The organism is Streptomyces sp. SID8374 (assembly GCF_009865135.1).
Taxonomy (GTDB): Bacteria; Actinomycetota; Actinomycetes; order Streptomycetales; family Streptomycetaceae; genus Streptomyces.
Genome location: NZ_WWGH01000002.1, coordinates 2,030,014 through 2,057,011 on the forward strand (window position 1 = coordinate 2,030,014; position 26,998 = coordinate 2,057,011).

17 protein-coding genes are annotated in these 26,998 nt (G+C 73.2%); 8 read left to right on the forward strand and 9 right to left on the reverse strand.

The window, feature by feature from the left end; all coding sequences use genetic code 11:
* Positions 1–10: 10 nt before the first annotated feature.
* From GTY67_RS32265 to GTY67_RS32295, 7 genes are read left to right on the forward strand one after another with little or no spacing between them, the layout of a single operon-like run.
* The gene (locus GTY67_RS32265) at positions 11–1,687 is read left to right on the forward strand and encodes an AMP-binding protein (protein WP_161281376.1); all 1,677 of its coding nucleotides are present in this window, start codon (positions 11–13) and stop codon (positions 1,685–1,687) included.
* Between the two features lie 23 nt (positions 1,688–1,710).
* On the forward strand, positions 1,711–1,980 hold the full coding sequence (locus GTY67_RS32270) for an acyl carrier protein (RefSeq protein WP_161281377.1): 270 nt from the start codon (positions 1,711–1,713) through the stop codon (positions 1,978–1,980).
* A 42-nt stretch (positions 1,981–2,022) separates the two neighbouring features.
* Complete coding sequence (locus tag GTY67_RS32275) at positions 2,023–2,961, forward strand: ATP-binding cassette domain-containing protein (RefSeq protein ID WP_093689470.1); 939 nt, start codon at positions 2,023–2,025, stop codon at positions 2,959–2,961.
* On the forward strand, positions 2,958–3,776 hold the full coding sequence (locus GTY67_RS32280) for an ABC transporter permease (RefSeq protein ID WP_161281378.1): 819 nt from the start codon (positions 2,958–2,960) through the stop codon (positions 3,774–3,776). The genes GTY67_RS32275 and GTY67_RS32280 overlap by 4 nt, the downstream gene beginning before the upstream one ends.
* Positions 3,773–4,603: an ABC transporter permease gene (locus GTY67_RS32285; RefSeq protein WP_161281379.1), complete on the forward strand. Its 831-nt coding sequence runs from the start codon at positions 3,773–3,775 to the stop codon at positions 4,601–4,603. Before GTY67_RS32280 ends, GTY67_RS32285 begins: the two co-directional genes overlap by 4 nt.
* 2 nt (positions 4,604–4,605) lie before the next feature.
* A complete protein-coding gene (locus GTY67_RS32290; protein ID WP_161281380.1) occupies positions 4,606–5,970 on the forward strand; it encodes an FAD-dependent oxidoreductase in 1,365 nt (454 codons plus the stop codon).
* Between the two features lie 21 nt (positions 5,971–5,991).
* Positions 5,992–6,861 (forward strand): alpha/beta hydrolase, encoded by an 870-nt coding sequence (locus GTY67_RS32295; RefSeq protein ID WP_093689478.1) that lies wholly within the window; start codon positions 5,992–5,994, stop codon positions 6,859–6,861.
* Between the two features lie 71 nt (positions 6,862–6,932).
* Here GTY67_RS32295 and GTY67_RS35610 read toward each other — a convergent pair whose 3' ends face one another.
* Together GTY67_RS35610 and GTY67_RS32305 are read right to left on the reverse strand one after the other, a co-directional pair.
* Positions 6,933–8,093 (reverse strand): methyltransferase domain-containing protein, encoded by a 1,161-nt coding sequence (locus GTY67_RS35610; RefSeq protein ID WP_343238797.1) that lies wholly within the window; start codon positions 8,091–8,093, stop codon positions 6,933–6,935.
* Positions 8,094–8,098: 5 nt separating this feature from the next.
* Positions 8,099–8,449, reverse strand: coding sequence for a VOC family protein (locus GTY67_RS32305; RefSeq protein ID WP_237502964.1), 351 nt, complete (start codon positions 8,447–8,449; stop codon positions 8,099–8,101).
* A gap of 161 nt (positions 8,450–8,610) precedes the next feature.
* Between GTY67_RS32305 and GTY67_RS32310 the strand changes: the two genes are divergently transcribed.
* Entirely contained in the window at positions 8,611–9,990 is a 1,380-nt protein-coding gene (locus GTY67_RS32310; RefSeq protein WP_093689480.1) for an FAD-binding oxidoreductase, read from the forward strand.
* 73 nt (positions 9,991–10,063) lie between these two features.
* Here GTY67_RS32310 and GTY67_RS32315 read toward each other — a convergent pair whose 3' ends face one another.
* The 7 genes from GTY67_RS32315 to GTY67_RS32345 are packed head-to-tail and all read right to left on the reverse strand — an operon-like array spanning position 10,064 to position 26,989.
* On the reverse strand, positions 10,064–10,702 hold the full coding sequence (locus GTY67_RS32315) for a class I SAM-dependent methyltransferase (protein WP_161281381.1): 639 nt from the start codon (positions 10,700–10,702) through the stop codon (positions 10,064–10,066).
* Positions 10,699–11,490, reverse strand: coding sequence for an alpha/beta fold hydrolase (locus GTY67_RS32320; RefSeq protein WP_093689484.1), 792 nt, complete (start codon positions 11,488–11,490; stop codon positions 10,699–10,701). Before GTY67_RS32320 ends, GTY67_RS32315 begins: the two co-directional genes overlap by 4 nt.
* Positions 11,487–12,563: a Gfo/Idh/MocA family oxidoreductase gene (locus tag GTY67_RS32325; RefSeq protein WP_161281382.1), complete on the reverse strand. Its 1,077-nt coding sequence runs from the start codon at positions 12,561–12,563 to the stop codon at positions 11,487–11,489. Before GTY67_RS32325 ends, GTY67_RS32320 begins: the two co-directional genes overlap by 4 nt.
* The gene (locus tag GTY67_RS32330; protein WP_093689488.1) at positions 12,560–13,699 is read right to left on the reverse strand and encodes a saccharopine dehydrogenase NADP-binding domain-containing protein; all 1,140 of its coding nucleotides are present in this window, start codon (positions 13,697–13,699) and stop codon (positions 12,560–12,562) included. Before GTY67_RS32330 ends, GTY67_RS32325 begins: the two co-directional genes overlap by 4 nt.
* The gene (locus tag GTY67_RS32335; RefSeq protein ID WP_161281383.1) at positions 13,696–19,098 is read right to left on the reverse strand and encodes a non-ribosomal peptide synthetase; all 5,403 of its coding nucleotides are present in this window, start codon (positions 19,096–19,098) and stop codon (positions 13,696–13,698) included. Before GTY67_RS32335 ends, GTY67_RS32330 begins: the two co-directional genes overlap by 4 nt.
* Entirely contained in the window at positions 19,095–25,694 is a 6,600-nt protein-coding gene (locus GTY67_RS32340) for a non-ribosomal peptide synthetase (RefSeq protein WP_161281384.1), read from the reverse strand. The genes GTY67_RS32335 and GTY67_RS32340 overlap by 4 nt, the downstream gene beginning before the upstream one ends.
* Positions 25,691–26,989, reverse strand: coding sequence for a condensation domain-containing protein (locus GTY67_RS32345; RefSeq protein ID WP_343238798.1), 1,299 nt, complete (start codon positions 26,987–26,989; stop codon positions 25,691–25,693). Before GTY67_RS32345 ends, GTY67_RS32340 begins: the two co-directional genes overlap by 4 nt.
* Between the last annotated feature and the right edge of the window lie 9 nt (positions 26,990–26,998).

Sequence of the window (26,998 nt, forward strand, 5' to 3'; positions counted from 1 at the left end):
GGAGTGGTAGATGAGCCGACCCCACACGCTGAGCTGGCTCGACGCGCCCCGCGACGACACCGGGGTGGAGATGTTCGACGAGGCGTCCAGCGTCTACCGGCCCTACTCCGAGATCGCCGCCACCGCGATCCGGATCTCGGGCGGGCTGATCGAGGAGGGCGTGCCCCGTGGGGCCATCGTGCCGTTGCTCTGCTCCACCGGCCCCGAACTGATCGCCGCCTTCTACGGTGTCCAGGCCGCCGGATGCGTCGTGAGCGTCCTGGCACCGCCCACCCGGGTCTCCGGCGAGGCCGGCCGCGACCACATCCGCGCCGTCGTCACCGCCGTGGCCGCCGACACCGTGGTCGTGGAAGCCGTCCACCACGACCACCTGGTGGACGTACTCGCCGAGGCCGGGCTGCGTACCCGCGTACTGCTCCTGGAACAGCTCGCCGCCGCCGACCCTGGGCGCCGCGCCCCGGACGACCGCGCGCTCGTCCAGTTCACCTCGGGCAGCTCCGGACGGCCGCGCGGGGTGCAGGTCGGCCACGCCGCACTCGACGCGAACACCGCCGCGATCCGCGCCTGGGAGAAGGCCGGACCCGACGACTCCTGGTGCTCCTGGCTGCCGATGCACCACGACATGGGACTCATCGGCTGCCTGGTGGTGCCGGTCTCGGGCAACAACCGCCTGGCCGTGTGCAGGCCCGAGACCTTCCTGCGCCATCCACTGGCCTACGTCACACGCTTCGACGCCACACGGGTGGCCCAGCCCGCCACGATCACCGCCACCCCGGCCTTCGGTCTCCAGCGCATCGTGGACCGGATCGGCCCCGCCGACCTCGAAGGCGCCGACCTCTCCCGTACCCGGGCCGTGATCGTCGCGGCCGAACGCGTCGACCCCGCACTCGTGGGCCGTTTCACCGACCTGATGCGGCCGCACGGGCTGGCACCGGCCGCCCTCACCCCGGCCTACGGCCTGGCCGAGAGCACCCTCGCCGTCACCGGCGTACCGGTCGACCGGACCCCGCGCGTGGTCCGGGTGCACCGGGACGACCTGCGGGTGGGGGCGGAGGTGCGCCTCCTGGCCGACGCCCCGGAGCACGACCGGACCCACGAGACCGTCCAGGTGATCGGCTGCGGGGAGGCGCTGGAGGGCCTGTCGGTGCAGGTGACCGGCGACGACGGGCGGCCGCTGCCCGAAGGCCACGTCGGCGAACTGGTCGTCACCGGAACCTCGCTGGCCGACGGCTACCTCGCGGCGGCCCCCGGCTCGGGCACCGCGTTCGAGGACGGCCGGCTCCTCACCCGGGACATCGCCTTCGAGCTGGACGGCGAGTTCTACGTACTGGGCCGGCTCGGCGACAGCGTCAAGGTCAACGCCCGTTCCCTCTTCGCCGAGGACGTCGAGTTGATGCTCGGGCAGGCCGGACTCAACCTGAGCAGGGTCTGCGTCGTGCTGGGCGAGGCCGGCGGCCGGCCGCACGCGGTGGCGGTGCTCGAGGACCTCGGCACCCGCGCCGCCGGAGTGGCCGGAGAAGTGCTCGCCGCCGCCTGCCCCGGCACCCGCAGACACGTCGCCCAGGTGCCGCGTGGCGCGATCCCGCGCACCAGCAGCGGCAAGAGCCGCCGCCGGCAGCTGTGGCAGCGCCTCAGCCAGGAGCACGCCTTCGACGCGGTGCCCACCGCCACCGACACACCTGCCTGACCGGCCCGAGAACAGGAGAACCCATGTCCTACTCCAGTGCAGAGGTGCGCGAGACCGTGCTCGCGATCATCGAACAACTCGCCCCCGAACGGGAGCGGTTCGACGCGGGAAGAGACATGCGCCTGGTCGAGGACCTCGGCTTCCACTCCCTGGCCCTGCTGGAGATGGCGTTCGCGATCGAGGACGACTTCGACCTCCCGCCGATCGACGAGAAGACCGGCCGCTCCATCCGGACCACGGAGCAGGTACTCGCCTACGTCCTGAGCCAGGTGGAGGTCAGGACCCCGTCGTGATCGCCACCACCGACCCGAGCACGACGTGACGAAGGAGCCACGATGACCGAGGCGATCGCCCTGACGGACCTCACCAAGCGATTCGGTGAACACACTGCACTCGACCAGGTGTCGCTGCGGATACCGACCGGAACCGTGGTGGGCCTGCTCGGCCCCAACGGCGCGGGCAAGACCACCCTGATCAACTGCCTCACCACACTGCTGCGCCCCGACGGCGGCACCATCCGCGTCCTCGGCCACGACCCCGGGGCCGAACCGTCCCTGGTCCGCGCCAACATCGCCGTCACCGGGCAGTTCGCCGCCCTCGACGAGCAGATCAGCCCGCACGAGAACCTGGTGTTCTTCGGCCGGCTGCTCGGGCTGAGCCGGGGCGGGGCGCAGCAGCGGGCGGGGGAGATGCTGGAGCGCTTCGAGCTGAGCGAGGCGGCCCGCGCCCCGGTGGGCTACCTCTCCGGCGGTATGCGCCGCCGACTCGACCTGGCGGTCAGCCTGGTCGTGCCCCGGCCCGTGCTCGTACTCGACGAACCGACCACGGGCCTGGACCCGCGCAGCCGCAAGCTCCTGTGGGACATGGTCCGGGACGAGGCCGCGCGCGGCGTGGCCGTCCTGCTCACCACGCAGTACCTGGAGGAGGCCGACCAGCTCGCCGACCGCATCGTCGTCATCGACAAGGGCAAGGTCCTCGCGGACGGCTCCTCCGACGAGCTCAAGCGCGAGGTGGGCGGCGTCATGTGCCGGCTCACCATGACCAGCGGCGCCGACACCGAGGCGGTCCGCCTCGCCCTCAGCGACCTGCCGGGCGTCGCCACCGAGGGCGACAAGGTCACCGTACCCATGTCGCAGCCGGAGGACCTCGGTACGGTCATCGGCCGGGTGGACCGGACCGGGCTGCGGATCGCCGACATCGAGGTGACCCGGCCGACGCTGGACGAGGTCTTCTTCGCGCTCACCGAGCCGCTGGAGAAGGAGGCCACCCGATGAGCGCCACGTCCGAACTCGCCACCCGGCCCGGCACCCCGCCGGCCCCGGGGAAGCCACCCGGCTGGCGCCACGACTTCCAGGTCCTCTTCGACCGGGTGCGCGCCCGCTCCTTCTCACGCGGCGGCCTGGTCGCCACCGTGGTGCAGCCCCTGCTCTTCTACGCCATCTTCTACTGCACCTTCGCCGGGATGCTGGACGAGCGGGGCATCGGCTTCGGCCGCTTCGTGACCGCCACCGTCCTGGTCCAGGCGCTGATGTTCGTGGCCATCGGGAGCGCCACCGAGCTCTCCGCCGACCGCACCAGCGGCGTCTTCGCCCGGCTGCTCACCAGCCCGGTCGACATGCGGGCGATGAGCCTGGCCCACCTGACGGTGGTGGCCTTGCAGGGCTTGCTGTGCACGGTCGTGATCACCCTCACCGGGCACCTGGCGGGCTTCCGCTTCGACCGCGGTGTGCTCGCCGCCCTCGGGTTCGTCGTGGTCGCCGTGGCCTTCGCCGTGGCCCTGTCGCTGGCCACGGCCACCATCGCCCTGCGCATCCGCAACGCCGAGGCGCTCAGCGCGGTGCTCCACCTCCCGTACCTGCCGCTGCTGGTGCTCTCCACCGGCTTCGTCGAGGCCGACCTCTTCCCCGGCTGGCTCCAGCCGATCGTCGCCGCCTCACCGGTCTCCGGGGTGATCGACACGCTGCGCGCCCTCTCGACCGCCGAGCTGACCTGGAGCGCGACGCTGCCCGGCCTGGCCTGGCTGGCGGGGCTCATCGCCCTCTTCTCATGGACCACGACCGCCGCGTTCAGGAAGGTGGCCATCCGATGAGCGTGCAGACGCCCGGACCGATCGCACCGACGGTGGCGCCGTCCCCCTCGCCCGAACCGACCACGCTGCTCGGTGCCTCCGCGATCATCGGCGGCCGGGTGATCCGGCAGTTCGTCCGCAACCGGATGATGATCATCGTCACCGTCGCCTTCCCGCTGCTCCAACTCTTCATGCTGCTGGCCGCCTTCAGCGTGCTGGTGCGCGACACCCAGGACGTCGACTACGTACGGCGGCTGGCCCCGCTGATCGTGCTCACCACGGCGTTCTCCTCGATCCTCACCACCGCGATCGCCCTGTGGAGCGACATCCGCAGCGGGGTCTTCGACCGGCTGCGCGCGATGCCGCTGGACATGCGGGCCTACGTGTTCGGGCGGATCGGCGGCGACTTCGTACGGATCATGGGCGTCGCCGTCCTGGTCACCCTGGTCGCCCACACGGTCGGCTTCCGGTTCTCCCAGGGGCCGATCGCCGTGCTCGGCTTCTTCGGGATCGTGGCCCTGTTCGGGATGATGTGCAGCGCGCTGGCGGTCGCCGTCGCGCTCGTCGCCCAGCACCCCGGCATCATCGTGCGCTACGTCCAGATGCCCACGCTCGTCCTGACGTTGATGTCCAGCGGCTATGTGCCCCTGGAGGCCTTCCCGGAGTGGATCCGCCCGGCGGTGAGCGCCAACCCGGTCTCCCTGGCCGCCGACGCGCTGACCGGGCTCTCCTCCCAGCAGGCGCTGACAGCGCCGGTGCTCGGCACGGCCGCCTGGACGATCGGCATCACGGTCGTGTGCACCGTCGTGGCCACACGCCGCTTCACGGCGCTGATGAGGCGTGGCTGACCATGGCGGACATCGTGGTGCTGGGCGCCGGGGTGGCCGGCCTCGGGCTGGCCGCCTTCGCCGCCCGCCGCGGACACCGGGTCACGCTCGCCGAGCGGGACGGCCCGCCCCCGGAGGGCGGCGCCCACACCGAGGTGGCCGACTGGGAGCGGCGCGGGGTGCCGCACGCCCGCCAGGGGCACGCCCTGCTCGGCCTGGGCATCGGCGTGCTGCGCCAGGAGTGCCCCGAGGTGCTGGCCGACCTGACCGGCCGGGGCGCGGTGCCCGTGACCCTGGAGACGGGGGGCGGTGACCTCGGCCTGCTGAGCCGCCGGCTGGTCTTCGAGGCCGCGCTGCGGCGCCGGGTTGCCGCCGATCCGGCGGTCACGCTGCTGCACGACAAGGTGACCGGCCTGCTCTCGGCCGGGGCGCCGAACGGTGTGCCACAGGTGTACGGGGTCCGCCTCGCCGAGACCGGGGATGTGGCCGCCGATGTGGTGCTGGACGCCACCGGCCGCCGGTCCACCGCCGCCGCCTGGCTCACCGCCATCGGCGGCACCGCACCCCGCGAGACGGCCCAGGCCTGCGGATTCTCCTACATCGCCCAGGAGTTCGCGCTCGGCGAGGGCCGCCGCTTCCCGTCCCTGCGGGCCCCGGTCGTGTACGAACTCGACTTCGCCACCGTGCTCGCCTTCCCGGGCGACAACGGCCGCTTCCACCTCTCCACCACCGTGGCCTCCCACGACCCCGCCCGGACCAGGCTCCTGGACCGCACCGTCTACCTCCGCTTCCTGGCCAGCGTCGCCCCGGTCCGCGACTGGCTGGACGGGGCGGCCCCGGTCGGCGACCCGATGCCGATGGCCGGCCTGGAGAACCGCTACCGGTCGCTCCAGGCCGACGGCGCCCCCCTGGTCACCGGCTTCGCGCTGGTGGGCGACGCGTGCGTCCAGACCAACCCCACCTTCGGCCGAGGTGTCTCCCTCGGCCTGGCCCACGCCCGTACCGTCGCCGACCAGCTGGACCGACTCGACCAGGAGCCGGCCGCCTGGGCGACGGAGACCCACGAGGCGACCGACCGGTGCCTGGGGCAGTGGTTCGAGCAGCAGGTCGCCACCGACGCGGCCCGGCTCGCCGAACTCGCCGAAGGACCGCACGACGAATCGCTGACCGCCCGCGTCCTCACCGCCCTGGCCGTCCTGCGCGAGGACGACGAGCACATCCGTACCGCCGCCGAGCGGGTCTACCACATGCTGCTCACCCCCGCGGAGCTGATGGCGGACCGCAAGGTGGCCCGCCGGGTGCTCGCCTTCCTCCGCGAGCACCCCGACCTCCGACGCGACCATGTCGGACCCACCCGTCAGGACTTCGAGCGCCTGGTCGCCGGCTGAGCGCCCACAGAAGGGAACACCATGAAGATCACCCTGCCTACGGACGTCACGCTGAGCTACGACTTCTACGGCCCCGAGGACGGCCCCGTGGTCGTCCTCGTGCCCGGGCAGCACCAGGCGTCCCTCTTCGAGACCATGCAGGTGCCGCAGCTGACGAAGGCCGGCTACCGCGTCGTCACCTTCGACCTGCGCGGAGTCCATCCCTCCGAGGAGACCCCGCCGCCGTACACCGTGGAGCTGCTCGGACAGGACCTCGCCGCGCTCAACGAGGCGCTGGAGCTGGGGCCCTGCACCTACATCGGCTACTCGGTCGGCGCGATGATCCTGCTGGACCTCGCGATGAAGCGGCCGGACCTGATCGAGAGGGCCGCGCTCATCGGAGTGCCGTGGAAGCCCGGCAAGCTCCAGCAGGCTATCCAGGCCGAGGCGGTGGACCGGCTGAAGAACGGCCACAAGGTCCCGGCTCTGCTGGAGGGCGCGTTCCGGGCGATGTACCTGTTCGGGCCGCGCGCACTCAACCGCGACCAGTTCATCGCGCCCTACCTGGACGGCCTGGCCGGTCTGGCGGAGTCGGGCGGCCACGGCGCCATCGGCCACGCCGAGGCGAGCACCGCCTTCCGGCCCTCCGACGAGGAAGTGGCCGAGGTCCGGGTGCCGTTGCTCGTCGTGGGGATGGAGCACGACATCGTCGCGCCCCGCCATCTGTCACGGGAGCTGGCGGACCTGATCCCCACGGCGGAGTACACCGAGATCCGCAACTGCGGGCACGCCTCGCTGCTGGAGAAGCCCACCGAGGTCAACGCGCTGGTCGCCGACTACCTGCGCTCGGGCAAGGTCGGCGTCCCGCGCGGCTCGCGCCGCCTCTCCGAGGAGCGGCCGGAAGGTCTCTGAGCTTCCCGTACGACGGCGGCTCCCGTCCCCCGCGAAGGGGACGGGAGCCGCCGTCGTACGGCCGCGACCGGCTAGCGCGCCGTGAGCCGGTACAGCCGGTGGAACGGGTGCCCCACGTCGATCACCCTGGTGTCGAGTCCCGCCTCGGCGGCGTACGTACGTACGGTCTCCGGGCGCATCACCGTGCCCGTGGCCGCGCTCGGCGTCCGGCTCATCCCGACCGGCAGGCAGTGCAGCACGCTGACGGCGTAGTGGAAGCGTTCGCTGTCCGGCGCGGCCGGGGTGAACCGCTCGCCGACCGACGGCTCCATCAGCAGCACCGCGCCCCCGGGCGCCAGCAGCCGGCGGCAGGCCTTCAGTACGTCGACGGGGGCGGACATGTCGTGCAGGGCGTCGAAGACGCAGACCAGGGTGTGGCCCGCGGGACCGGCCTCGCCCGCGTCGCCCGCGCCGAAGCGCACCCGGGCGCGCAGCCCCTCGGCGGGGTCGGTGGCGGCGAGGTTGGCCTCGGCGTCCCGGACCGACGCCTCGTCGAGGTCGAGTCCGTGCACCTCGGCGTCGGGGAACATCCGGGCCAGCGCCAGGGTGGAGAGGCCGGAGCCGCAGGCCACATCGGCGATGCTGCTGCCCGGGACCCGCAGCCGGGCCTCGATGTCGGGCAGATGGCGGCTGATCCAGCCGGGCAGATGGTGCTCGAACACGCCCCGGTTCAGCCCTGCCTGACCCCCGCGCAGCGCCTCGCCGTAGGCCGCGTAGGGGAGGCCGCGGCGGTCGCGGTAGGCCTCCACCAGCTGCGGCAGCACGGCCGCCATGCCGCCGATCGGCATCACCACCAAGGGTGCGATCCAGTTCGGGCTGTCCGCGTCGAGAAGTGCCTCGGCGTGGGCCGGCGGCAGGGTGAACCGCCGTTCCTCCGGCGGGGCTTGGGGCGCGTCGACGGTGAGCACACCGGCGCAGGTCTGCTGTTCCAGCCACTCCCGGACCATCCGGGCGTCGAGACCGCTCTCCCCGGCCACGCGCGCGGCCGTGGCGGCGCCGGTGCGGCGTAACGCGTCGTACAGGCCCAGTTCCAGGCCCAGGAAGCAGGTCATCAGCTCGGCCGAGGCGAGCCCTGCGCCGAAGAGCCGTACGGAGAAGGCCTGCGCGGGCCCTTCGGGTGGCGCGGCGGGTTTTCCCCGCTGTGCGGGCGGTATGCCGGGGCGGGCGGCGGTGGGGCGGAAGGCGGGGGACACGGCGGTCAGAGGTGGGCGAGGACGTTGACGACGTTGCCGTCGGTGTCCTTGTAGAAGAAGCGCCTGACTCCCCACTCCTCGTCCGCCGGTCCGTACAGGATCTCCAGACCGGCGGAACGGGCCCCTTCCAGGGCCGCTTCCAGGTCCTCCACCTCGATGGAGGCCGCGGGGTTCACCGGTCCCGTGGGGTCCTTGGTGATCAGGCTGACCTGCACGGAGTGGTCCGTGGGCGGGGCGAGGGTGGCGATCCAGCCGTGATTCATGATCACTTCCATCCCGGTGACCCGGACATGGGCCGCCACTGCGGAATCGAGATCGCTCACCGTGAGCAGGGGCATCGCGCGGAGTACAGACATGCTCGCCAGCCTAGCCAGCGCTCCACGAGGGCCGGGGCGCCTTTCCACCCTCTTTCACCCCCGTGTCGCGGGCCACCGGGCCGCCGTACGTTCTGAGTCGATCGGCCCCCTCGCACCAGCGTGCGCCGGCCGAACCCGCCAACCCCATGAGGAGGACTGACGTGGGACTCGTCACCGCGACCGGCACAGCCATCCCGGAATCCAGGCTCGCGGAGCTGGGTGAGGCGATCAGGGGCCGGACCATCACCCCGCAGGACGCCGACTACGACGAGCGCAAGCAGATCTGGAACGGCTACTTCCAGAAGAGCCCCGGAGCCATCGTCCAGGTGGACGGTGCCTCCGACGTCGTCAAGGTCGTCAACTTCGCCCGCGACAACGACATCGAACTCGCCATCAAGGGCGGCGGCCACTGCTTCGCGGGCACCGGCACCGTCGAGGGCGGGCTGCTGCTGGACACCTCGCGGCTGCGCGGCATCCGGGTCGACCCCGCCAAGCGCCGGCTGGTCGTGCAGCCCGGACTCGAACAGGGCGACGTCGACGCCGAGACCACCAGCTTCGGCCTGGCCGTCACCGGCTCCCAGGAGTCCTACATCGGCATCGGCGGGCTCGCCCTCGGGGGCGGCCTCGGCTGGCTCGCCCGCTACCGCGGCCTGCTCGTCGACAACCTGGTCTCCGCCGACCTCGTGCTCGCCGACGGCCGGCTGGTCACCACCACCGCCGAGGAGCACCCCGACCTCTTCTGGGCGATCCGCGGCGGCGGCGGCAACTTCGGCGTGGCCACCCGCTTCGAGTTCGACCTCCACCCGCAGGGCGACTGCATGGCGGGGCTGCTCGCCTTCCCCATCGACCAGACCGTCCAAGTGGCCCGGCGGCTGGACGAGTTCAACCGGAGCGCCCCCGACGAGCTGACCACCTCCTTCGCCTTCCTCACCGCCCCGGGCGGCGAGCCGGCGATCGGCCTGGGCTTCGTGCACGCGGCCCCCGACGGTTCCACCGAGAGCCTGATCGACCAGATGCGCGGGCTGGGCACCAACGCGCTCCTCGACCACTGCGGGCCGATGCCCTACGTGGCGGTGCAGCGGATGCTGGACGAGAACACCGTCGCCGGGCACCGCTACTACCCGCGCTCCTTCCTGCTGCCCGAACTGCGCGACGAGCCGCTCCAGATCCTGGCCGACGGCTTCGTCAACGCCCCCTCCGAACGCAGCCTGGTCGGCGGCGGGTTGATGGGCGGGGTGATGTCGGACGTGCCGGCGGAGCAGACGCCGTTCCTGCACCGCGAGGGCTATCTGACCAGCATCCTCACCTCCTGGACCGACCCGGCCAAGGACGAGGAGGCGGTCGAGTGGACCGAGAAGGTGTACGCCGAGCTGCTGCCGTACACCACCGGCGCGGTCTACGCCAACCACCTCGGCGCGGACTCCGCCGAGCGGATCGAGGACGCGTACGGCACCAACTTCGAGCGGCTGACCCGGATCAAGGCCGCCTACGACCCCGCGAACTTCTTCCACACCAACAACAACATCAAGCCCGCGAGCTGAGGGCCCGCCCGCCCCACGGCGAAGCCCGGACCCCTGGGAGGGGCCCGGGCTTCGTCGCTCTACGGGCAGCTGCTCAGCCGGCCCGGCGGATCACGGTGACGCCCTCGCGCACGGTGAGCACGCTCTGCCGTACCCGGTCGTCGGCTGCGACATGGGCGTTGAACGCGCGCATGGCGACGGTGTCGGGCTGCTGGTCCCGCTCGTTGGCGACCCCGCCGAACTGGAGCACGTTGTCGGCCAGGATCAGCCCGTGCGGGGACAGCTTGGGCAGCACCGCCTCGTAGTAGTCGACGTACCCGGTCTTGTCGGCATCGATGAAGACCAGGTCGAAGGGGCCGGGCAGCCCCTCCACCGACGGCAGGGCCGGGCCCTCCAGCAGCCGGATGCGGTCGGCCCAGGGCGAGGCCCCGAAGTGCTTGCGGGCGATCGAGGCGTGCAGCGGGCTCAGTTCGCAGGTGAGGAGCTCGGCGTCGGCGGGCATCGCCTCGGCCATGCACAGGGCGGAGTAGCCGGTGAACGTGCCGATCTCCAGGATGCGGCGGGGCCGCAGGGCGAAGACCAGGGCGGCCAGGAACTCCCCCTCCAGGCTCCCCACCATCATGGCGGGCAGCTCGGTCCCGGCCTCCGTGTCGGCGACCAGCCCGGCCAGCCAGGGCGGCGCGGGGGAGGAGGCCTCCTCGGCGTACTTCTCCACGACGGGTCGTACGATCATCCTCGGTTCCTTCCGGCGGGGTCGGTGGGGGCATCCCGGGGGCGGCCGCGCAGTCGCTGTTCCAGCCAGGCCGTCAACGCGGCCTGGGCGTCGCCGCGCAGGTAGAAGTGGCCGCCCGGGAAGCGGACCAGCTCGGTGTCGGCGGAGGTGGCCGCCGCCCACGCCGCCGCGTCCTCCGTGTCGACCTCCGGGTCCTCGGTGCCGTAGCAGACGCTCACCGGCACCGAGAGGTCGCGGCCGGGCGGCGGACGGTAGGTGCCCACCAGGCGGTAGTCCGCCCGGAGCGCGGGCAGCGCCATCTCGCGTACGCCCGGCAGCCGCAGCAGCTGCTCGTCGGTGCCGCCGAGCGAGCACACGTCGTCCCAGAGCCGGTCGTCGTCCAGGTGCTTGTCGTCGGGCCGCTGCCGGGCCGGGCCGGGGCGGCCGGAGACGACCAGCCGCTCCGGGAGCGTCCCGCCCACCGCGCCCAGGAGGCGGGTGATCTCGTGCGCGACGGAGGCACCCATGCTGTGCCCGAAGAACCACACGGGCCGGTCGTCGAGGTACGCCAGCGCCTTGGCCAGCGGCTCCACGAGGCCCGGCATGTCGGTGCAGCAGGGGTCGCCGATGCGGTCCTCCCGGCCGGGGTACTGCACCACCCAGCCCTCCACCTCGTCGGGGAGGTCACGCACCAGGGGGCGGTAGAAGCTCGCGGAGCCGCCGCCGTGCGGGAAGAACACCACCCGCAGCCGGGCCCGGGGGCGCGGGAAGTAGCCGCGCAGCCAGGGGCTGGGGACCTCGGTGCTCATGGCTTCACCTCCAACAGGTCTGCCGTTGAAAGGAGTTCGGGCGGCTCCGGGTGGTGCAGCCGGACCGGTCCGCATGCCTCGGCCACGCTCATCGCCAGCCTGGCCAGGGCGATGTGGTACTGCACGTGCCCCCGGCTGTCGGCGCCCGCCCGCACGTCGTCCCAGGTCTCGCGCATCGCCCGCGCCGTGGCCTGCGGCCACAGCTCGCGCAGCACCTCGGTGTACGAGGCGCCCTCGGCGGGCCCCAGGTGCTGCACGCTCGGCACCCGGAGATGAGGGGCGGCGGAGTCGCCGAAGCGGACCAGCTCCTTCATGTCGCCGGGCATGTGCGGGCGCATGCTCCACTCCACCGGGCCGTGCGTGTTGACCAGGGTGAGGTGGCCGCCGTCCGTGCCCAGGGTGATGCGGTGGAACAGATGGCTGTAATTGTCCGGGTCGGCGGGCGCCAGCTCGTTCTGGAGCCGGAAGGACATCGGGACACCGGCGAAACGCCCGGTGAGACTCCGGTACGGCGCCCCCTCCGGGCCCGCTAGCACCCCGTCGACCCCGTGCGGGCGGATCGCCCCCAGCGCGCGGCCCAGGATGTCGAAGACCGTGTAGAGCACCTGGAAGGCGCAGGTCACATCGAGGAAGAGCGGCCGCTGCCGGGCCACCAGGTCGCGGGCGACCTCGATGAACCGGCGCACCGGCTCCACCTGGGGGTAGTGGGTGTTCAACCGGAACACCACACCGGCCTCGGTGGCGGCCCGCAGGCAGGCGACCAGTTCGTCGGGGTGCAGCGGGTGCTCCTGGAGCACATGCAGGCCGCGGCGCATCAGCGCCTGCGAGAGCGCCGGGCCCGGACCGCCGTTCATCACCCCGCCGATGACCACACAGGCCAGGTCGACATCGCCGGGCACCTCCTCGACCGCCGACCACAGCGGTACGCCGTAGTGCTCGGCGCAGGCGCGGCTGCGGGCGCTCCCGGAGGCGAGGATCCCGGCCAGCTCGAAGTCGTGGTCGGCCCGCTCGAAGGCCGCCAGATAGGCGCGGCCGAAACCGGTGCCGGCCACCAGGACGCGCGGCCGGGTCACAGCTCGCCTTCCTCCATGGCGCGGGCCGCGAGGATCGGCCGGTCGGTGACGTCCAGCAACCCGACCGCGGGTTCGGCCCGCAGGGCGGCGAGCACCGGTTCGGCGTCCAGTACGTCGGAGCCGAAGTGCACCCCCGGGGAGAGCCCCCCGCCGAGCACCGCCAGCACCGCCAGCGCCGCGGCCAGCCCGGTCAGGGCGTAGGTGTCGTCGGCGCGCAGGGCCAGGCTCCGGGTGGCGGGCCTCCCGTCGTCGAGGCCCGTGACCTCGAACAGCATCAGCTGGAAGGGGTCCCGGCCGAACAGGTCCAGGGCCGCCGCGCGCGTCAGCTCCTCGGCCGCCTCGGCGAGCCCGGACTCACCGCGCATCGCCCCCTGGAGCCGGCTCAGGCAGTTCATCATGTGCGCGCCGCCGTCGAAGACGTTGTACCAGTCGATCTCGCTCAGCCCGGTGATCTCGGGGAGCCGCGCGGACTCGAAGCTGAGGTAGGGGTAGACGTCGACCCGGTTGCCCGCGTAAGGCAGTTCGACACCGGTACGCGGTTCCAGCTCGCGTTCCACGCGGATACCGCCCCGGATCGCGCCGCGGGCCTCGCCGTAGGCGCCGCCCATGGAGAGCAGGTAGTCGGCGGCCCCGGCCGGGGTGAGCCGGTCCATCGTGCCGACATAGGCCGTGAGCCGCCGCGGGTCGCTCATCGCGGTGCAGAGGTGGCGGGGGAGCAGCCCGGTCAGCCCGGGCTGCATCCCGGCGGTGATCACCGCCGTACCGGTGAACGTGCCCGGCCGCGTCAGCGCCTCCAGGAGCGGTTCGTCCCCGCCCGGATCGACGTAGTCGGCACCGGCCGCCGCCGCTGCCCAGGCCACCCGGTCCAGGACCTGGTAGGAGGGGCCCGCGCAGTTGAGCACCACCCGGGCGCCCCGGCAGAACTGCGCCAGCGACCGGCCGTCGTACAGGTCGACCGCGACGGCCTCACCGCGCAGGCCGCACTTGGCCAGCAGGGATTCGGCCTGCGCCCGGTCGCGCCCGCCGAGCCGGACGACGGCGTCGGGCCGGCGGTCCGCGATGGCCTGTACGGCGGCGGCGCCGACGGCACCGTAGGCGCCGACGACCGCGACCGTCGGGGTGATGTGCTCGCTCACGCGTCCTCCTCGGGCAGGTCGATCGCACCGGGAGCGACCAGCCCACGGCAGGTGAAGTGGTCTCCCGGAACCGTCTCCCGCCGCAGCCCCCCGACGCACACCGACTCCCAGAGCCCGGTCATGTCGGCGGCCATGGCGGGCCAGATCGGGGACTCCTCCGCGTGCACCAGCAGGCGGGCCTCCCCGGTGTAGATCCCCGGGTCGTGGGCGGCGACCAGGGCCGCCAGCGCCCGGCCCCGTACGAGCCGCCCGGCGATCTCGTCGGCGGTGCGGCCCAGCGCCCCGGCGATCCTGGTGTGCCGCTCCTCGCGCGGGGTCGCGGCGGCCGCGGCCGCCACTTCGCCCACGGCCCGCAGCTCCGGTTCGTCCCGGTCGGCCAGGGCGGCCAGCGCTCCCGGCGCGATGTCACCGGCCGGGGCGAGCACGGCCAGCGCCCGGCCCAGCGCGGCGATGTCCGGGTAGTCCAGGGCGGCCGGGTCAAGCCCGCGGTCCAGGCAGAGCAGCGCCTCTTCGAGCAGGTCGTCGCGGACCGTGGCCGGAAGCGGGTAGCTGCTCAGCAGGGTCAGCCCGCACACCGGGGCGCCCAGCTCCACCAGCTGCTGTGCCACCGCCAGGGCCAGGACGCCCCCGCTGTGGGCACCGATCAGGTGGAAGGGGCCCGGGCTCAGCGCGCGTACCTTCGTCACGATCTCCTGGGCCAGGTCCTCCAGGGACTGCCCGTCGGCCACCCGGACCGGGGGCACGACGGCCACCGGGTCCCGTTCGCCGAGGCCCGCGGCGAGCCGTCCGGCGTCCTCGCCCAGGCCGTCGCCGACCAGGACGTGCACCGGGTTGCCGAGGGCGTCCGCCGCTCCGGCCAGGGCGAGTTCGTCGTCCTCCCCGCCCTCCTCGGTCCCGGCCTGCCCCTGCTGGAGGAAGGCGGACAGCTCGCGTACCGAGGCGCCGCCGAGCAGTTCACGCAGCAGCTCGTCGAAGAAGACCTCGGCCGCGGCCGGAACCTGCTCGCGCAGGGCGGTGACGAGCTGGGCGGCCAGCAGCGAATCCCCGCCGAGGGCGTAGAAGTTGGTCTCCAGCGGGACCTCCGTCTCGCGCAGCACCTCCGCGTACACCCCGGCGACACCCAGCTCCAGCTCACCGGCCTCGTGCGGGCCGTCCTGGGAGACCACCGCCCCGGCGTTACGGTGCTGCTCGGCCCAGTCCGCGAGGGTGGCGCGGTCGACCTTGCCGTTGGCGGTCAGCGGCACCGCGTCCAGCACCTCGAAGCGCGAGGGGATCATCTCCGCCGGAAGCCGCTCGGCGAGCCGCCGGGTGAGCACCTCGGTATCGACCGGCTCGCGGTCGGTCTTGAAGCGGGCCGCGAAGACGTGCATGCCGATACGGGCCAGCTCGTCCTCCGGCGCCGGGACGCACAGCTCCAGATCGGCCCCGGCCTCGGCCAGCAGGCCGTACCACTGGTGGCGGCCGATGAACGTCTGGTCCTTGCCGTGCCGTACGTCCTGGAAGTCCCCGGCCGTGGCGTCGAAGAGGAACTCCATCGAGGTCAGGATCTGGTAGTTGTCACGGGTCGTCTCGATGAAGACCAGCCACCCGCCGGGCACCAGCGCCTCGCGCATCCGGCGCAGCACCGCGCGGGCGTCCTTGGCGTAGTGCATGACGTTGCCGCAGAGGATCACGTCCACCGAGTTCGGCCTCACCCCCTGCTCGCGGAAGGGCTCGTTGAAGTCGAACAGGGCGTAGTCGACCCAGGGGTGGTCCGCGAACCGCTCACCCGCCTTGTTCAGGAAGAACTGCGACACATCGCTGAAGGTGTAGCGCACGTTCTCGCCGTCCAGCGCCGGAATGGTGTCGACGCTGGTGCCGCCGACCCCCGCCCCGACCTCCAGCACCCGCAGCGGCCGGCCGGTGGTGTTGCGCCGCGCCACCCCCAGCACGGTGCCGGTGGCCAGCCGGTTGAGGTAGCGGGAGAGGAAACCCTCCATGTAGGCGGCCTCGTGGATGCTCAGATCCCCCTCGGGGAAGAGCATCCGCAGCGGGTCGCGCTCGTCCCGCATCAGCTCCGCCAGATGGGCGGCGGCCAGCTTGAAGTAGTCCACCAGCTCCGGACGGTCGTTGGCCTCCGGCAGCAGCCGGTCGACCTCGGCCCAGGCCTCCTCGACGTCCTCGGGGGTGACCAGGCGCAGACAGCCGAAGGTGCCGTCCTCACCCTTGTCCAGGTAGCCGTTCTCCACACAGGCGGCCAGCCAGCGGCGTACCAGCCGCTCGTGCTTGGGCGCCACCCGGGCCAGCCGCATCACCTCGGAGGTGGTGTGGCGGGCCGCCGCGTCGGGCCACACGCCCTCCCGGCGCAGGACGTCGACCATGCGGCGCAGCGCCGCGTCGTCGAGTACGGCCGCGAACTCCACGACCTTCGCCACATCCACCCCGGCGCGGATCTCATCGGCCGACGCGAGGACTTCGGGCCGCAGGGTGGCGTCCACTGCGTGGTCGGCCGGGTCGGCCTGCGCCGGGGAGACGAAGGCGACCAGCCTGCGGTCGTTGCGCTCGCCCTGGGTGGCCACCGCCACCGCGTCCACCTGCGGGTCGGCGGCCAGGGCCGACTCCACCTCGGCCAGTTCGATGCGGTGGCCGCGGATCTTGACCTGCCGGTCGTCGCGGCCGATGAACTCGAGGGCCCCGTCGGGCAGATAGCGGGCGAGGTCGCCGGTGCGGTAGACCCGCTCACCGTCCGGCAGCTCCAGGAAGCTCGCCGCCGTTTTCGCCGGGTCGCCGAGATAGCCCTCGGCCAGGCCCGTACCGGCGATGTAGAGGTCACCGACGACGAGGTCGGGGCTGGGCCGCAGCGAGGCGTCCAGCACATGGAAGCGCTGGTTCTCCAGCGGAGTGCCGTACGGGATGCTCGGCGCCTCGGGGTCGACCTCGCCGATCGGGTGGACGATCGACCAGATCGCCGCCTCGGTGGCGCCGCCCAGGCTGAACAGCTCCACCCGGGGCAGGCGGGCGCGGACGGCGTCGGGGAGCGTCACGGGGATCCAGTCGCCGGACATCATGCCGAGCCGGATCCCGGTGAACTCGCGCCCCTCGCCGCGCAGATACTCCTCCAGCAGCATCATCTGGGCGGGCACCGTGTTCAGCACGGTCACCCCGTGCCCGGCGATCAGCTCACCCCAGTGCGAGGGGTCGGTACGGCGCTCCGGGGCGGGGAGCACCAGGGTGCCGCCCCGGCCGAGAACGCCGAAGATGTCGAAGACCGAGAGGTCGAAGCCGAGGCTGGAGAGCCCCAGCGCGACATCGTCCTCGCCGATCCCGAAGCGGCGGCAGACGTCGTCGAGGGTGTTCACCGCCGCCCGGTGGCTGATCTCCACCCCCTTCGGCTCGCCGGTGGAGCCCGAGGTGAAGATGACGTACGCCGAGTCCCCGGGGGCGACCCGCACCGCCTCGGGCCCGGTGGCGGGCGTCCCGGGCAGCCGGTCCACATCGATGCGCCCGACCCCGGTGGGCAGTTGGGCCCCGACCGTGCTGTGACCGACCACCAGGCCGATCCCGGCGGACTCGATGATCCTGTTGCGCCGGGCATCGGGCTGGGCGGCCTCGATCGGTACGTAGGTGCCCCCGGCCAGCAGCACCCCGAGCGCCCCGGCGATCTGCTCCCAGCCCTTCTCCAGCACCACCGCGACGCGCTGGTGCGGCTTGTGGCCGTGCTCGGCGAGCGCCGCGGCCACGGCAGCGGCCCGGCCGGTCAGGGTGGCGTAGTCGACGCTCCCGCCGTGACCGGTCACGGCCGTCGCCTCCGGGCGGCGGCGCGCCTGGTCCATCAGCGCCTGGTGGAGGAGGGCGTCACCGACCGGGCGGGCGGTGTCGTTGACCGCCGCCCGGCGCCGCGCCTGGTGGGCGGGGAGCGTCAGCGGGTCGCTGTCCCAGGCGCCGTCCTCGTCGGCGAGCCGGTGCAGCAGGGTGCGGAACGCGGCGAACATGTCGTCCAGCACCGGGGCGGGCACGGTGTCCTCCCGCACGTCCCAGTTGACGAGCAGGGAGCCCCCGGACTCCATGGCCTGGCAGTCCACCCAGACCTGCGGCGTCTGGCTGATGCCGTTGCGGATCTCCGACCGCATCAGCCCCTGCGGGGCCAGGCCGTCGGAGAGCCCGATGGCGCTGGTGAACACCACGGGCATCAACGACCCCTGCTGTCCCCGGCGTCGCGTCAGCTCGCGCAGCACCTCCACCCCCGAGAACAGCCGGTGGTCCAGGTCCTCGAAGAGCTGCTCCCCGGCCTTCCGGGCGCGCCCGGCGAACGTGTCGGCGCAGCCGCCGTCGACGGCCAGCAACTCCACGGAGGTGAAGTCCCCGACGATCGCGCCGACATCGGGGTGCAGGGGCAGCCGGCTGAGCACCGTCACATCGAGGGTGAAGCGCGGACTGCGGCTCCAGCGGCCGATGACCTCGGCGTACGCGGCCATCACCGCCGTCGACGCGGAGATCCGGTGCTCCCCGGCGCGAGCCTTCAGCGCCGACCAGACGGCGGGCTCCAGTCGCAGTTCGCGGCGGACGAAGCTTGCCGTGCCCTGCCGGCTGGGCCGGGCCACCAGCGGCAGTTCGGGCGCAGGCGGCAGGCTGTCCAGCCGCGCCAGCCAGTAGTCGCGGTCCCGCTCGTAGGCGGGGCCCTGCCGGACCGCGCGCTCCGCCCGCAGATAGTCGCGGAACGAGATCGCCGGGGCCGGGAGGTCCGCCTCCGGGTCCTCGTAGAAGGTGCCGAACTCGTCCAGCAGCCGGTAGATGCTCACATAGTCGGCGATCAGGAAGTCGATCGAGAAGTGCAGGACGGCCCGGTCGGCCAGCTCGGTGACCTCCAGGGTGTACAGCGGGCACGCGGTGACGTCCTTGGACTCCTCGGAGAGCCGGCCGCGGACCTCGCGCAGCACCTCCTCGCCCGCCGGGCCCGGCAGACCGGTCGCGTCGTGCCAGCCGATGACCGGGGCGGGCGGGTCCTCCAGGACCCGCTGGTAGCCGTCGTAGTCGATGACCACGCGCAGCATCTCGTGCCGGTCGACCACCCGGCGCCAGGCCCGCAGCAGCCGGTCGCGGTCCAGCCCGGCGAACTCCAGCTCACCGTAGGCGTGGCAGGGCACCGACCCGTACGCGAAGGCGCCCCGGCGGCCCAGCAGGTACGCCGACTGGACCTCGGTGAGCGGGAACGGCTCATGGGCCGACGCGGGGTCCGGCCGCACCTGGCGCGGGCCGCGCTCGCGCAGCTCCCGCAGAACGTCCTCCCGCCGGCCGGCCAGGAGCTTCCGGCGCTCGGGGGTCATCGCCCCCTCCGGCCCCCGGAAGCGGAGCTTGCCCCCGTCCTCCCAGAGGTGCAGGCCGACCTGTTCGAGTTCGCTGATGATGTCGGCGGCGGTCACAGGACACCTTCTTCCAGTCGTACGGACGCTTCGTGCTGGTGGCTGCCGGAGATCTCGCCGTCGACGACGGCGGCGATCGCGGCGACGGTCGGATGGTTGAAGAGCTGCCGCAGGGAGAGCTCCACGCCGAAGCGCTGCGAGAACTGCTGGATGACCCGGGTGGCGATGAGACTGTCGCCGCCCAGGCCGAAGAAGTCGGCCGAGCGGCCCACCTCGGGCGCCGCCAGCAGCTTTGCCCACACCTCGGCCACCGCGCGTTCGGTGCCCTCACGCGGCCGGTCGTCGGCGGGCGGCGCCCCGGCCGTGCGGCGCGGGCCGTACAGGCGGGCGACGGCGGCGCGGTCCACCTTGGCGTTGGCGCTCAGGGGCAGCCGGTCGACCAGGGTGAGGTGCTCGGGGAGCATGTAGGACGGCAGATGCCCGGCCAGCGCGGCCAGCAGCTCCGCCTCCTCCGGCGCCGGGCCGGTGCCGGGCTCCGGGGTGACGACCGCGGCCAGGCGGCGTACGCCCGCACCGCTGTCGACCCACGCCACGGCGTTCGCGACACCGTCCAGCTCACGCAGCCGGGTCTCGATCTCCCCGAGTTCGATCCGGTGCCCGCGCACCTTCACCTGGTGGTCGCGCCGCCCGAGGAACTCCAGGACGCCCGAGGGGTGGTAGCGGCCCAGGTCGCCGGTCCGGTACCACCTCTCGCCGCCCGCCTCCACGAAAGCGGCCGCGGTGCGCTCGGGGTCCCCGCGGTAGCCGAGCGCCACCCCATCACCCCCGATCCACAGCTCGCCGGGGACGAAGTCGGGCCGGTCGCGGCCGTGTTCGTCGACGACGCGGAAGCACTGGTTGGCCAGCGGATATCCGTACGGGATCGACACCCACGCCGGGTCGAGGGCCGTCACGTCGAAGGCGTTCGACCAGATCGAAGCCTCGGTGGCGCCGCCCATGGCGACCAGGAGCGCGTCGGGGGCGACCGCCCGGAGCCGGTCGGGCAGGTCCAGCCCCACCCAGTCGCCCGAGACGATCGCCACCCGCAGCCGCGACAGGTCCGGGCCCGACTCGCAGGCCACCAGCAGCATGTCGAGGAGGGTCGGCACCGTGTTCCAGACGGTGACCCCGTGCTCGGCGGCGAGGCGGGCCCAGACGGCCGCCTCCCGCCAGGTCTCCTCGGTCAGCGTCACCAGCGTGCCGCCCGCCCCCAGCAGCCCGAACAGGTCGTAGACGGACAGGTCGAAGTCGAGGGCCGAGACCTGCAACGCCACATCGCCCGGCCCCACGCCGTAGCGGGCGTTCACGTCGTCGATGGTGTTGGCCGCGGCCGCGTGGCTGATCTCCACCCCCTTGGGCTCACCGGTGGAGCCCGAGGTGTAGATGACGTACGCGATCCGCGCCGGGTCGACCGGTACGGGCTCCGCCACCAGCTCGGCCCCCGTCGCCTCGGCCACCGGGACCAGCCGCACCGCCCCGTCCCACTCCTCCCCGGCGCCCGGACCCGCTTCGACCAGGGCCAGACGCGCCCCGGCGGAACGCACGATCCGGTTGCGCCGCCCCGCAGGCTGGCCGACGCCGACCGGTACGTAGCAGCACCCGGCGGCCAGGACGCCGAGCACCGCGACCACCTGGTCGGGGCCCTTCGGCAGCGAGACGACCACCGGGTCGCCCGGCCGGGCCCCGAGCGCCAGGAGGTGCCCGGCGACCGCGAGGGTGCGCTCGGCCAGCTCGGCGTAGCTCAGCACGGACCCGGAGGCCGAGCGCACGGCGACGGCGTCGGGGGAGGTGCGGGCGTGGTCCAGGACGGGCTGGTGCAGCGTACGGGAGGGGCGGGCGACGGCCGTGTCGTTGACCCCGGCGCGGACCTTCGCCTGCGCCTCGGGGAGCCTGATCGGCGGGGCCGGGCGGGACCAGTCGCTGTCGGCCAGCTCCACCAGGAGGCGGCGCATCGCCTCCAGGGCGGCGGGTACGACCTGGGGGCTGTGGAGGCCCTCGACATGGTCCCAGTTGACGGCGAGGCCGCCGTCCCGCTCCACCACCTGGCAGTCCAGGGCGACCTGCGGGCTCTGCGAGAGGCCGCGCCGCAGCTCGCCGAAGCCGAACGTCAGGTCCTTGAAGTCCGCGCTGACCCCGAGGGTGGAGGTGAACACCACCGGCATCAGCATCTGACCGCCCCCGGTGCGGCGGGCCAGCTGCTGGAGCACCCAGGTGGTCGGGACGTTGTTGTGCTCGATGCCCTCCCAGACCTGCCCCTGGAGCCGTCGCACGGTATCGGCCCAGGAGCTGTCGGGGTCGCTGTGGTGGCCCAGCAGCAGCAAGGAGGTGAAGTCGCCCACCACCTGGGCCACTTGGGGGTGCACATCGCGCCGGTCGAAAACCGTCAGGTTGAGCGTCAGCGAGGTCTCCGCGCTCCACGCGGCCAGCACCTCGGCGAAGGCGGCCGCCACGACGGTCGAAGCGGTCAGCCCCGCCTCGGCGGTCCGGCGGCGCAGCCGCGCCCAGGTCTCCGGGGAGAGCCGGAACTCCTCCCGCACGAAGCGCGGCCGGTCGACGTGTTCCGGGTCGAGGGCCATGGGCAGCGCGGGGGCGGCCGGCAGCTCCTCGATCGCGGCCAGCCAGAACGCCTCGTCCCGCGCCCTGGCCGCCGGGTCGGTCCGCTCGGCGAGCAGATAGTCGCGGAAGGACAGCTCCAGGGGCGGGAGTTCGCGGTCGGGGTCGGCGTAGAGCGCGGACAGTTCGGTGAAGATGGTCATGATCGACAGCGCGTCGAGGACGACGTAGTCGAAGCCGACCCCGAACACGGTGTGCCCGTCGTCCCGCCGCACGGCGCGTACGTCGAACAGCGGCCAGGAGGTCACATCCAGCACCTGTTGCTCCATGGTCCCCAGCTCCTCGACCGCCTTCTCGTGGTCGGCGGCGGTGGTGCGGGTGACCGCGAAGCGGTAGTGCGGGACCTCGGGCAGGATCCGCTGCCCGCCCTCGCCGTCCAGCACGGCGCGCATCATCTCGTGGCGCCGCACCAGCCGGTTCCAGGCGGCCTCCAGCCGGTCGAGGTCGACGTCGTCGCTCTCGAACTCCCAGTACCAGTAGGACGCGACACCGCCGAGCGCGTAGCCGGGGTCGCGGCCGAGCCAGTAGGCGCGCTGCACATCGGTGAGCGGGAACGGCTCGTGGCGACGGGCCGGATCGGCCGGGACGATGCCGGGCGCGGCGGCCTCGACGGCTTCCAGGGTCGCGGCGAAACCGCTCACCGTGGGCTGGGTGAACAGGTCGCCGAGCCGCGCCTCGTACCCCTGGCGGCGAAGGGCGGCGAGCATGCGGGTGGCCTGGAGGCTGTCCCCGCCGACATGGAAGAAGTTGGTGGTCCGGCCGGCCCCCGTACCACCGAGAAGCTCGGCCCAGAGTGCGGCCACGGTCTGCTCCGCCCGGCCGCGGGGGGCGTCGCCGTCGGACGTCCGCTCACCCAGCGCCTCGGCCAGCAGCCGCCGGACCTCGGCCCGGTCGACCTTGCCGTTGCGGCTCAGCGGCAGCTGGTCGGTGGCGACGGCACGGGCGGGCACCATGTACTCCGGCACCTGGAGGGCGGCGGTGGCGAGCACCCCCTCGGTGTCGGCCCCGGCCGGGGTGACCAGCGCGTACAGCGCGCCGCCGTGCTCGGGAACCGGTACGGCGACGACGTCACGTACGCCCGGGTGCCGTCCCAACGCCCGCTCCACCTCGCCGAGTTCGATCCGGTAGCCGTTCAGCTTGACCTGGAAGTCGGCGCGGCCCAGGAACTCGATCACGGCCCCCGGCCGGTAGCGGGCCCGGTCGCCGGTGCGGTACCAGCGCCGCCCGTCAGCCTCCACGAACTTCGCCGCCGTCAGATCGGGGGAGCCCACATAGCCCCGCGCCACCCCGGCCCCGCCGATCCACAGCTCACCGGCCACCCAGTCGGGGCGGTCCCGCCCGTGCTCGTCGACGATCCGGCAGAACTGGTTGGGCAGCGGCACGTTGTAGGGGATCGACGTCCAGGAGGGGTCGACCTCCGCGACCTCCTGGACGGTCGAGTGGATCGCGGTCTCGGTGGTCCCGCCCAGCGCGACGAAGACGCCGTCCGGGCGCAGCGCGTGCACCCTGCCGGGCAGGTCGAGTCCGGCCCAGTCGCCGCCGAGCAGGTGCAGCCGGAACGGCCACTCGCGTAAATCCGTCAGTGACTCCGCCGTCGTCAGCGCCATGTCCAGCAGCGCGGGTACGCAGTTGAGGACGGTGGCCCGGTTCCCGACCGCCCGGCGCAGCCACACCTCCGGCGAGCGCCGCTCCTCGTCGCCGACCAGGACCAGGGCGCCACCGCAGGTGAGGGGCGCGAAGATGTCGTAGACGGAGAGGTCGAAGTCGAGTGCCGACAGGCACAGCGTGCGGTCGGCGGGGCCCACCGCGTAGCGCCGGTTCAGCGCGGCCACGGTGTTGCGGGCCGCCGCATGGGTGAGCTCCACCCCCTTGGGCTCCCCGGTCGACCCGGAGGTGAAGATCACGTACGCCGGGTCCTCGGGCGAGACGGCGGCCAACCGCTCCAGCAGCGGCACCCCCGGATCGGTGCCGCACCCCACGTCGACGGTCAGGATCCGGCCGTCGGCATCTCCGCGATCCCGGCCGTCGGTCACCGCGAAACGGGCCCCGGCCCGGGACTCGACCACCCGCCTGCGTGCCTCCGGCTGGTCCGTCCCCACCGGCACATAGGCCGCGCCCAGCGCGTGCACCGCCAGCACCGCGACCACCTGGTCGACGCCCTTGGGCAGTGTGATCACGACCCGGTCGCCCGCGGTGACGCCCGCCGTCCGCAGGACATGGGCCAACCGCCGTGCGCGCTCGTCGAGTTCGGCGTAGGTCAGTTGCCCGCCGTCGCCCCAGAGTGCCGCCGGTGCGTCGCCGCTCGCGGCGGCCAGCCGGAAGAACTCCTCGTGCAGGGTGCCGCCGGGCAGCTCGGCACGGGTGTCGTTGGCGTGTCGGCGCGCCTGGATCTGCGGTGCGGGCGGCCGGATCGGCAGACTCTCCCACCAGGCGCTGGGCTGCGAGGCGAGCAGCCGTACGCGGTTGACGAAGGTATCGAACATCGCCTCGGGGACCCCGGCCTCGAAGAGGTTCTCGGTGGTCTCCCAGTTGATCAGCATGCCGCCCTCGTGCTCGGTCAGCTGGAGGTCGATCCACACGCCCGACGTCTGCGAACTCATCCACACCGGGGCGCCCAGCACCGCACGGGTCGCCTCGTCGAAGAGTTCGCCGAGGCTGAGCGCGCTCGTGAACACGACCCCCGCCCGCCGGCCGGCGCCGGCGGTGGTCCGGGCCAGGTCGCGGAGGACCGATGTGCCCCCGTACGCCGTGTGCGCGGCGTCACGGCGGTACTGCTCCTGCACCGCACGGGCCCGCTCGGTGAAGGTGCGGCAGGTGTCGGGCGCCACCCTGAGCAGCAGTAGATCCGTGAAGTCCCCGACGAGGGAGCCCACTTCGGGGTGGACCGGGATCCGGTTCAGCACCGGCAGGTTGAGCAGGAACTCCGGGCCGTCGCTCCAGGCCGCCAGAGTGTCCGCGTAGGCCGTGGCGACCGCCATCGACACCGTCAGCCCGCTGCTGCGCGCGTGCTGGGTGAACCGCTGGTACGTCTCCGGGGCCAGCCAGGCGTGGCGCCGGACGGTGTGCACCCGGTCGACCCGCTCCGGGGCCACGGCCAGGGGGAGTTGCGGTGCGCTGGGCAGCTCCTCGGCCCGGTCGCGCCAGTACGAGACATCGGCCGGACGGGGCTCCCGGCCCGATGCGGCGACGAGCCGGAGGTACTCGGGAAAGGTGAGAGCGGGCTGCGGGGGAGCGGTGTCCGGGTCCCGGTAGTGGCGGGCCAGGTCGCCGATGACGATGCGGAAACTCGACGCGTCGCAGACGATCATGTCGATGTCGAGGAAGAGCCGGCCCTTCCCGTCCGGCAGCAGCGCCAGCCGCACATCGAGTCCGCCCCCACGGCCGACCGGCAGCGTCTGATGGGACAACTCCTCGCGCAGAGCGCCCAGTCGGCGGTCGCGCTCCTCCTGATCGAGGCCGCGCAGGTCGACGACCTCGTCGAGGCCCCGGCACTCCGGCAGGATCCGCTGGCGGCCGTCGGTGCCGACAGCGGCGCGCAGCATCGGGTGGCGGCGGCGCAGCGCCGCGACCGCTCCGTCCCAGCGCCCGGCGTCGGCGGTGACGTCGAACTCGAAGTAGAAGTGCGACCCGGTGGCCAGCGGCATTCCGGGCTGCCGCCCCGACCAGTAGGCGTGCTGCATCGGGGCCAGCGGGAACTCACCGGCCTCGGCGGACGGGTCGCCGTCGGCCGCCGCAGGCCGTACGTCAGCTCCGTCGTCGGCCCCGGACAGGAGCGCGGCCCAGGCCCGCACGGTGGGCTCCTCCACCAGGTCGCCGAAGGTCACCTCGACACCGTCCGCCTGCCAGGCCGCCGCCAGGGTCATCATCCCCAGGGAGTCCAGGCCGAGGGTGACGAGGTCCTCCTCGAAACCGATCTCCGCGGCGGGCAGTTCCAGCCGTGCGGCGACGGTGTCGCGGATCTCCTCGGCGGACAGGACGCGTCCGGTGGTCGCCTCACTGGTCATCGTGGCCTCCCGTGCGGGACCGGGGCAGCCGCCCCGGCCTGGTCGGAGTGGGGCGCCGCCCCGCGGGCGGCGGCGGTGCAGATGTCGACGTACCCGGCGAGCAGGGACTCGGCGAACTCCTTCTCGAAGCGGTCGGGGTTGTAGAAGAGCAGCACCCGCACCGCGTCCCGGTCGGGCACCGCGACCAGCTCCAGCTCGAAGCGGGTGGCCACGTCGTCGGGGACCAGGACCTCCAGGTCCAGCCCGCCGGCCCGGGTGGAGTACACCGGGTCGGCCATCATCTGGAAGACCACGTCGTCCAGCCGCCTGCTCGTACCGCCGAGTCTGATCGGGAGCATCTGGAACGGCAGCGCCTGGTGGACGAACGCCTCCATCACCGTGCTGTGCGTGGCCCGGAGGTGCTCGGTGAAGTCGTCACCGGCCAGCCGGGTCCGCAGCAGCACCATGTTGGCCAGGAAGCCCACCGTGCGGCGGTGCTCGGCGCCCCGGTTGGCGAACAGGGTCGCCACCGCCAGGTCTTCGGTGCCGCTGACCGACCGCAGGGCGCGGTAGTACGCGGTGAGCAGGGCCACGAACATCGTGGACCGCTCCCGTTTGGCCAGGGCGTCGAGTGCGGCGACCGTCGGCGCCTCAAGGACGTGCTGCACCAGCCGGGTGTCACGCGGTGCGCCCGGGGTGGCCTCCCGCATCGGCAGCGGCGGCAGCGTCACATCCTTGAGGCGCTCGCCCCAGAAGCTGCTCAGCCGCTTGCCCGCGGGCCCGGCCAGAAGTTCGCGCTGCTCCTGGGCGAACCGGGAGTACGGCGCCGCCTCGGCGGCCGGCTTCCCCTCCAGCGCGGCGCACAGGTCCTCGAAGATCACGTTGCACGACCACGAGTCGGTGACCATGTGGTGCATGTTGAGGCAGAGCACATGATGGTCCTCGGCCAGCCGCCACAGGGTGATCCGCACGGCGCTCCCGGTCGCGTCGATACGGGTGCCCAGCTCCTCGGCGACCGCCCGGTCGGCGGCCGCCTCGGGGTCCGGCTCACCGCTGAGGTCGACCTCGCGGATCTCCGGGTACGCGGCCGGGTGCACCAGCGCCTTGAGCCGGCGGCCACCCCCGGTGAAGGTGGTGCGCAGCGCCTCGTGCCGGTCGACCACCCGGTCGACCGCCTGCCGGAGTCTGCCGCGGTCGAGACCGCCGCGCACGCGGCACAGCACCGGGCAGTTGAGCGCGCCCTCCTCGCCGCGGTAGCGGTCGAGGAACCACAGGAGCGTCTGGCCCACGGACGGACGGATCTCGGTGACTGTCACGTCCGGCAA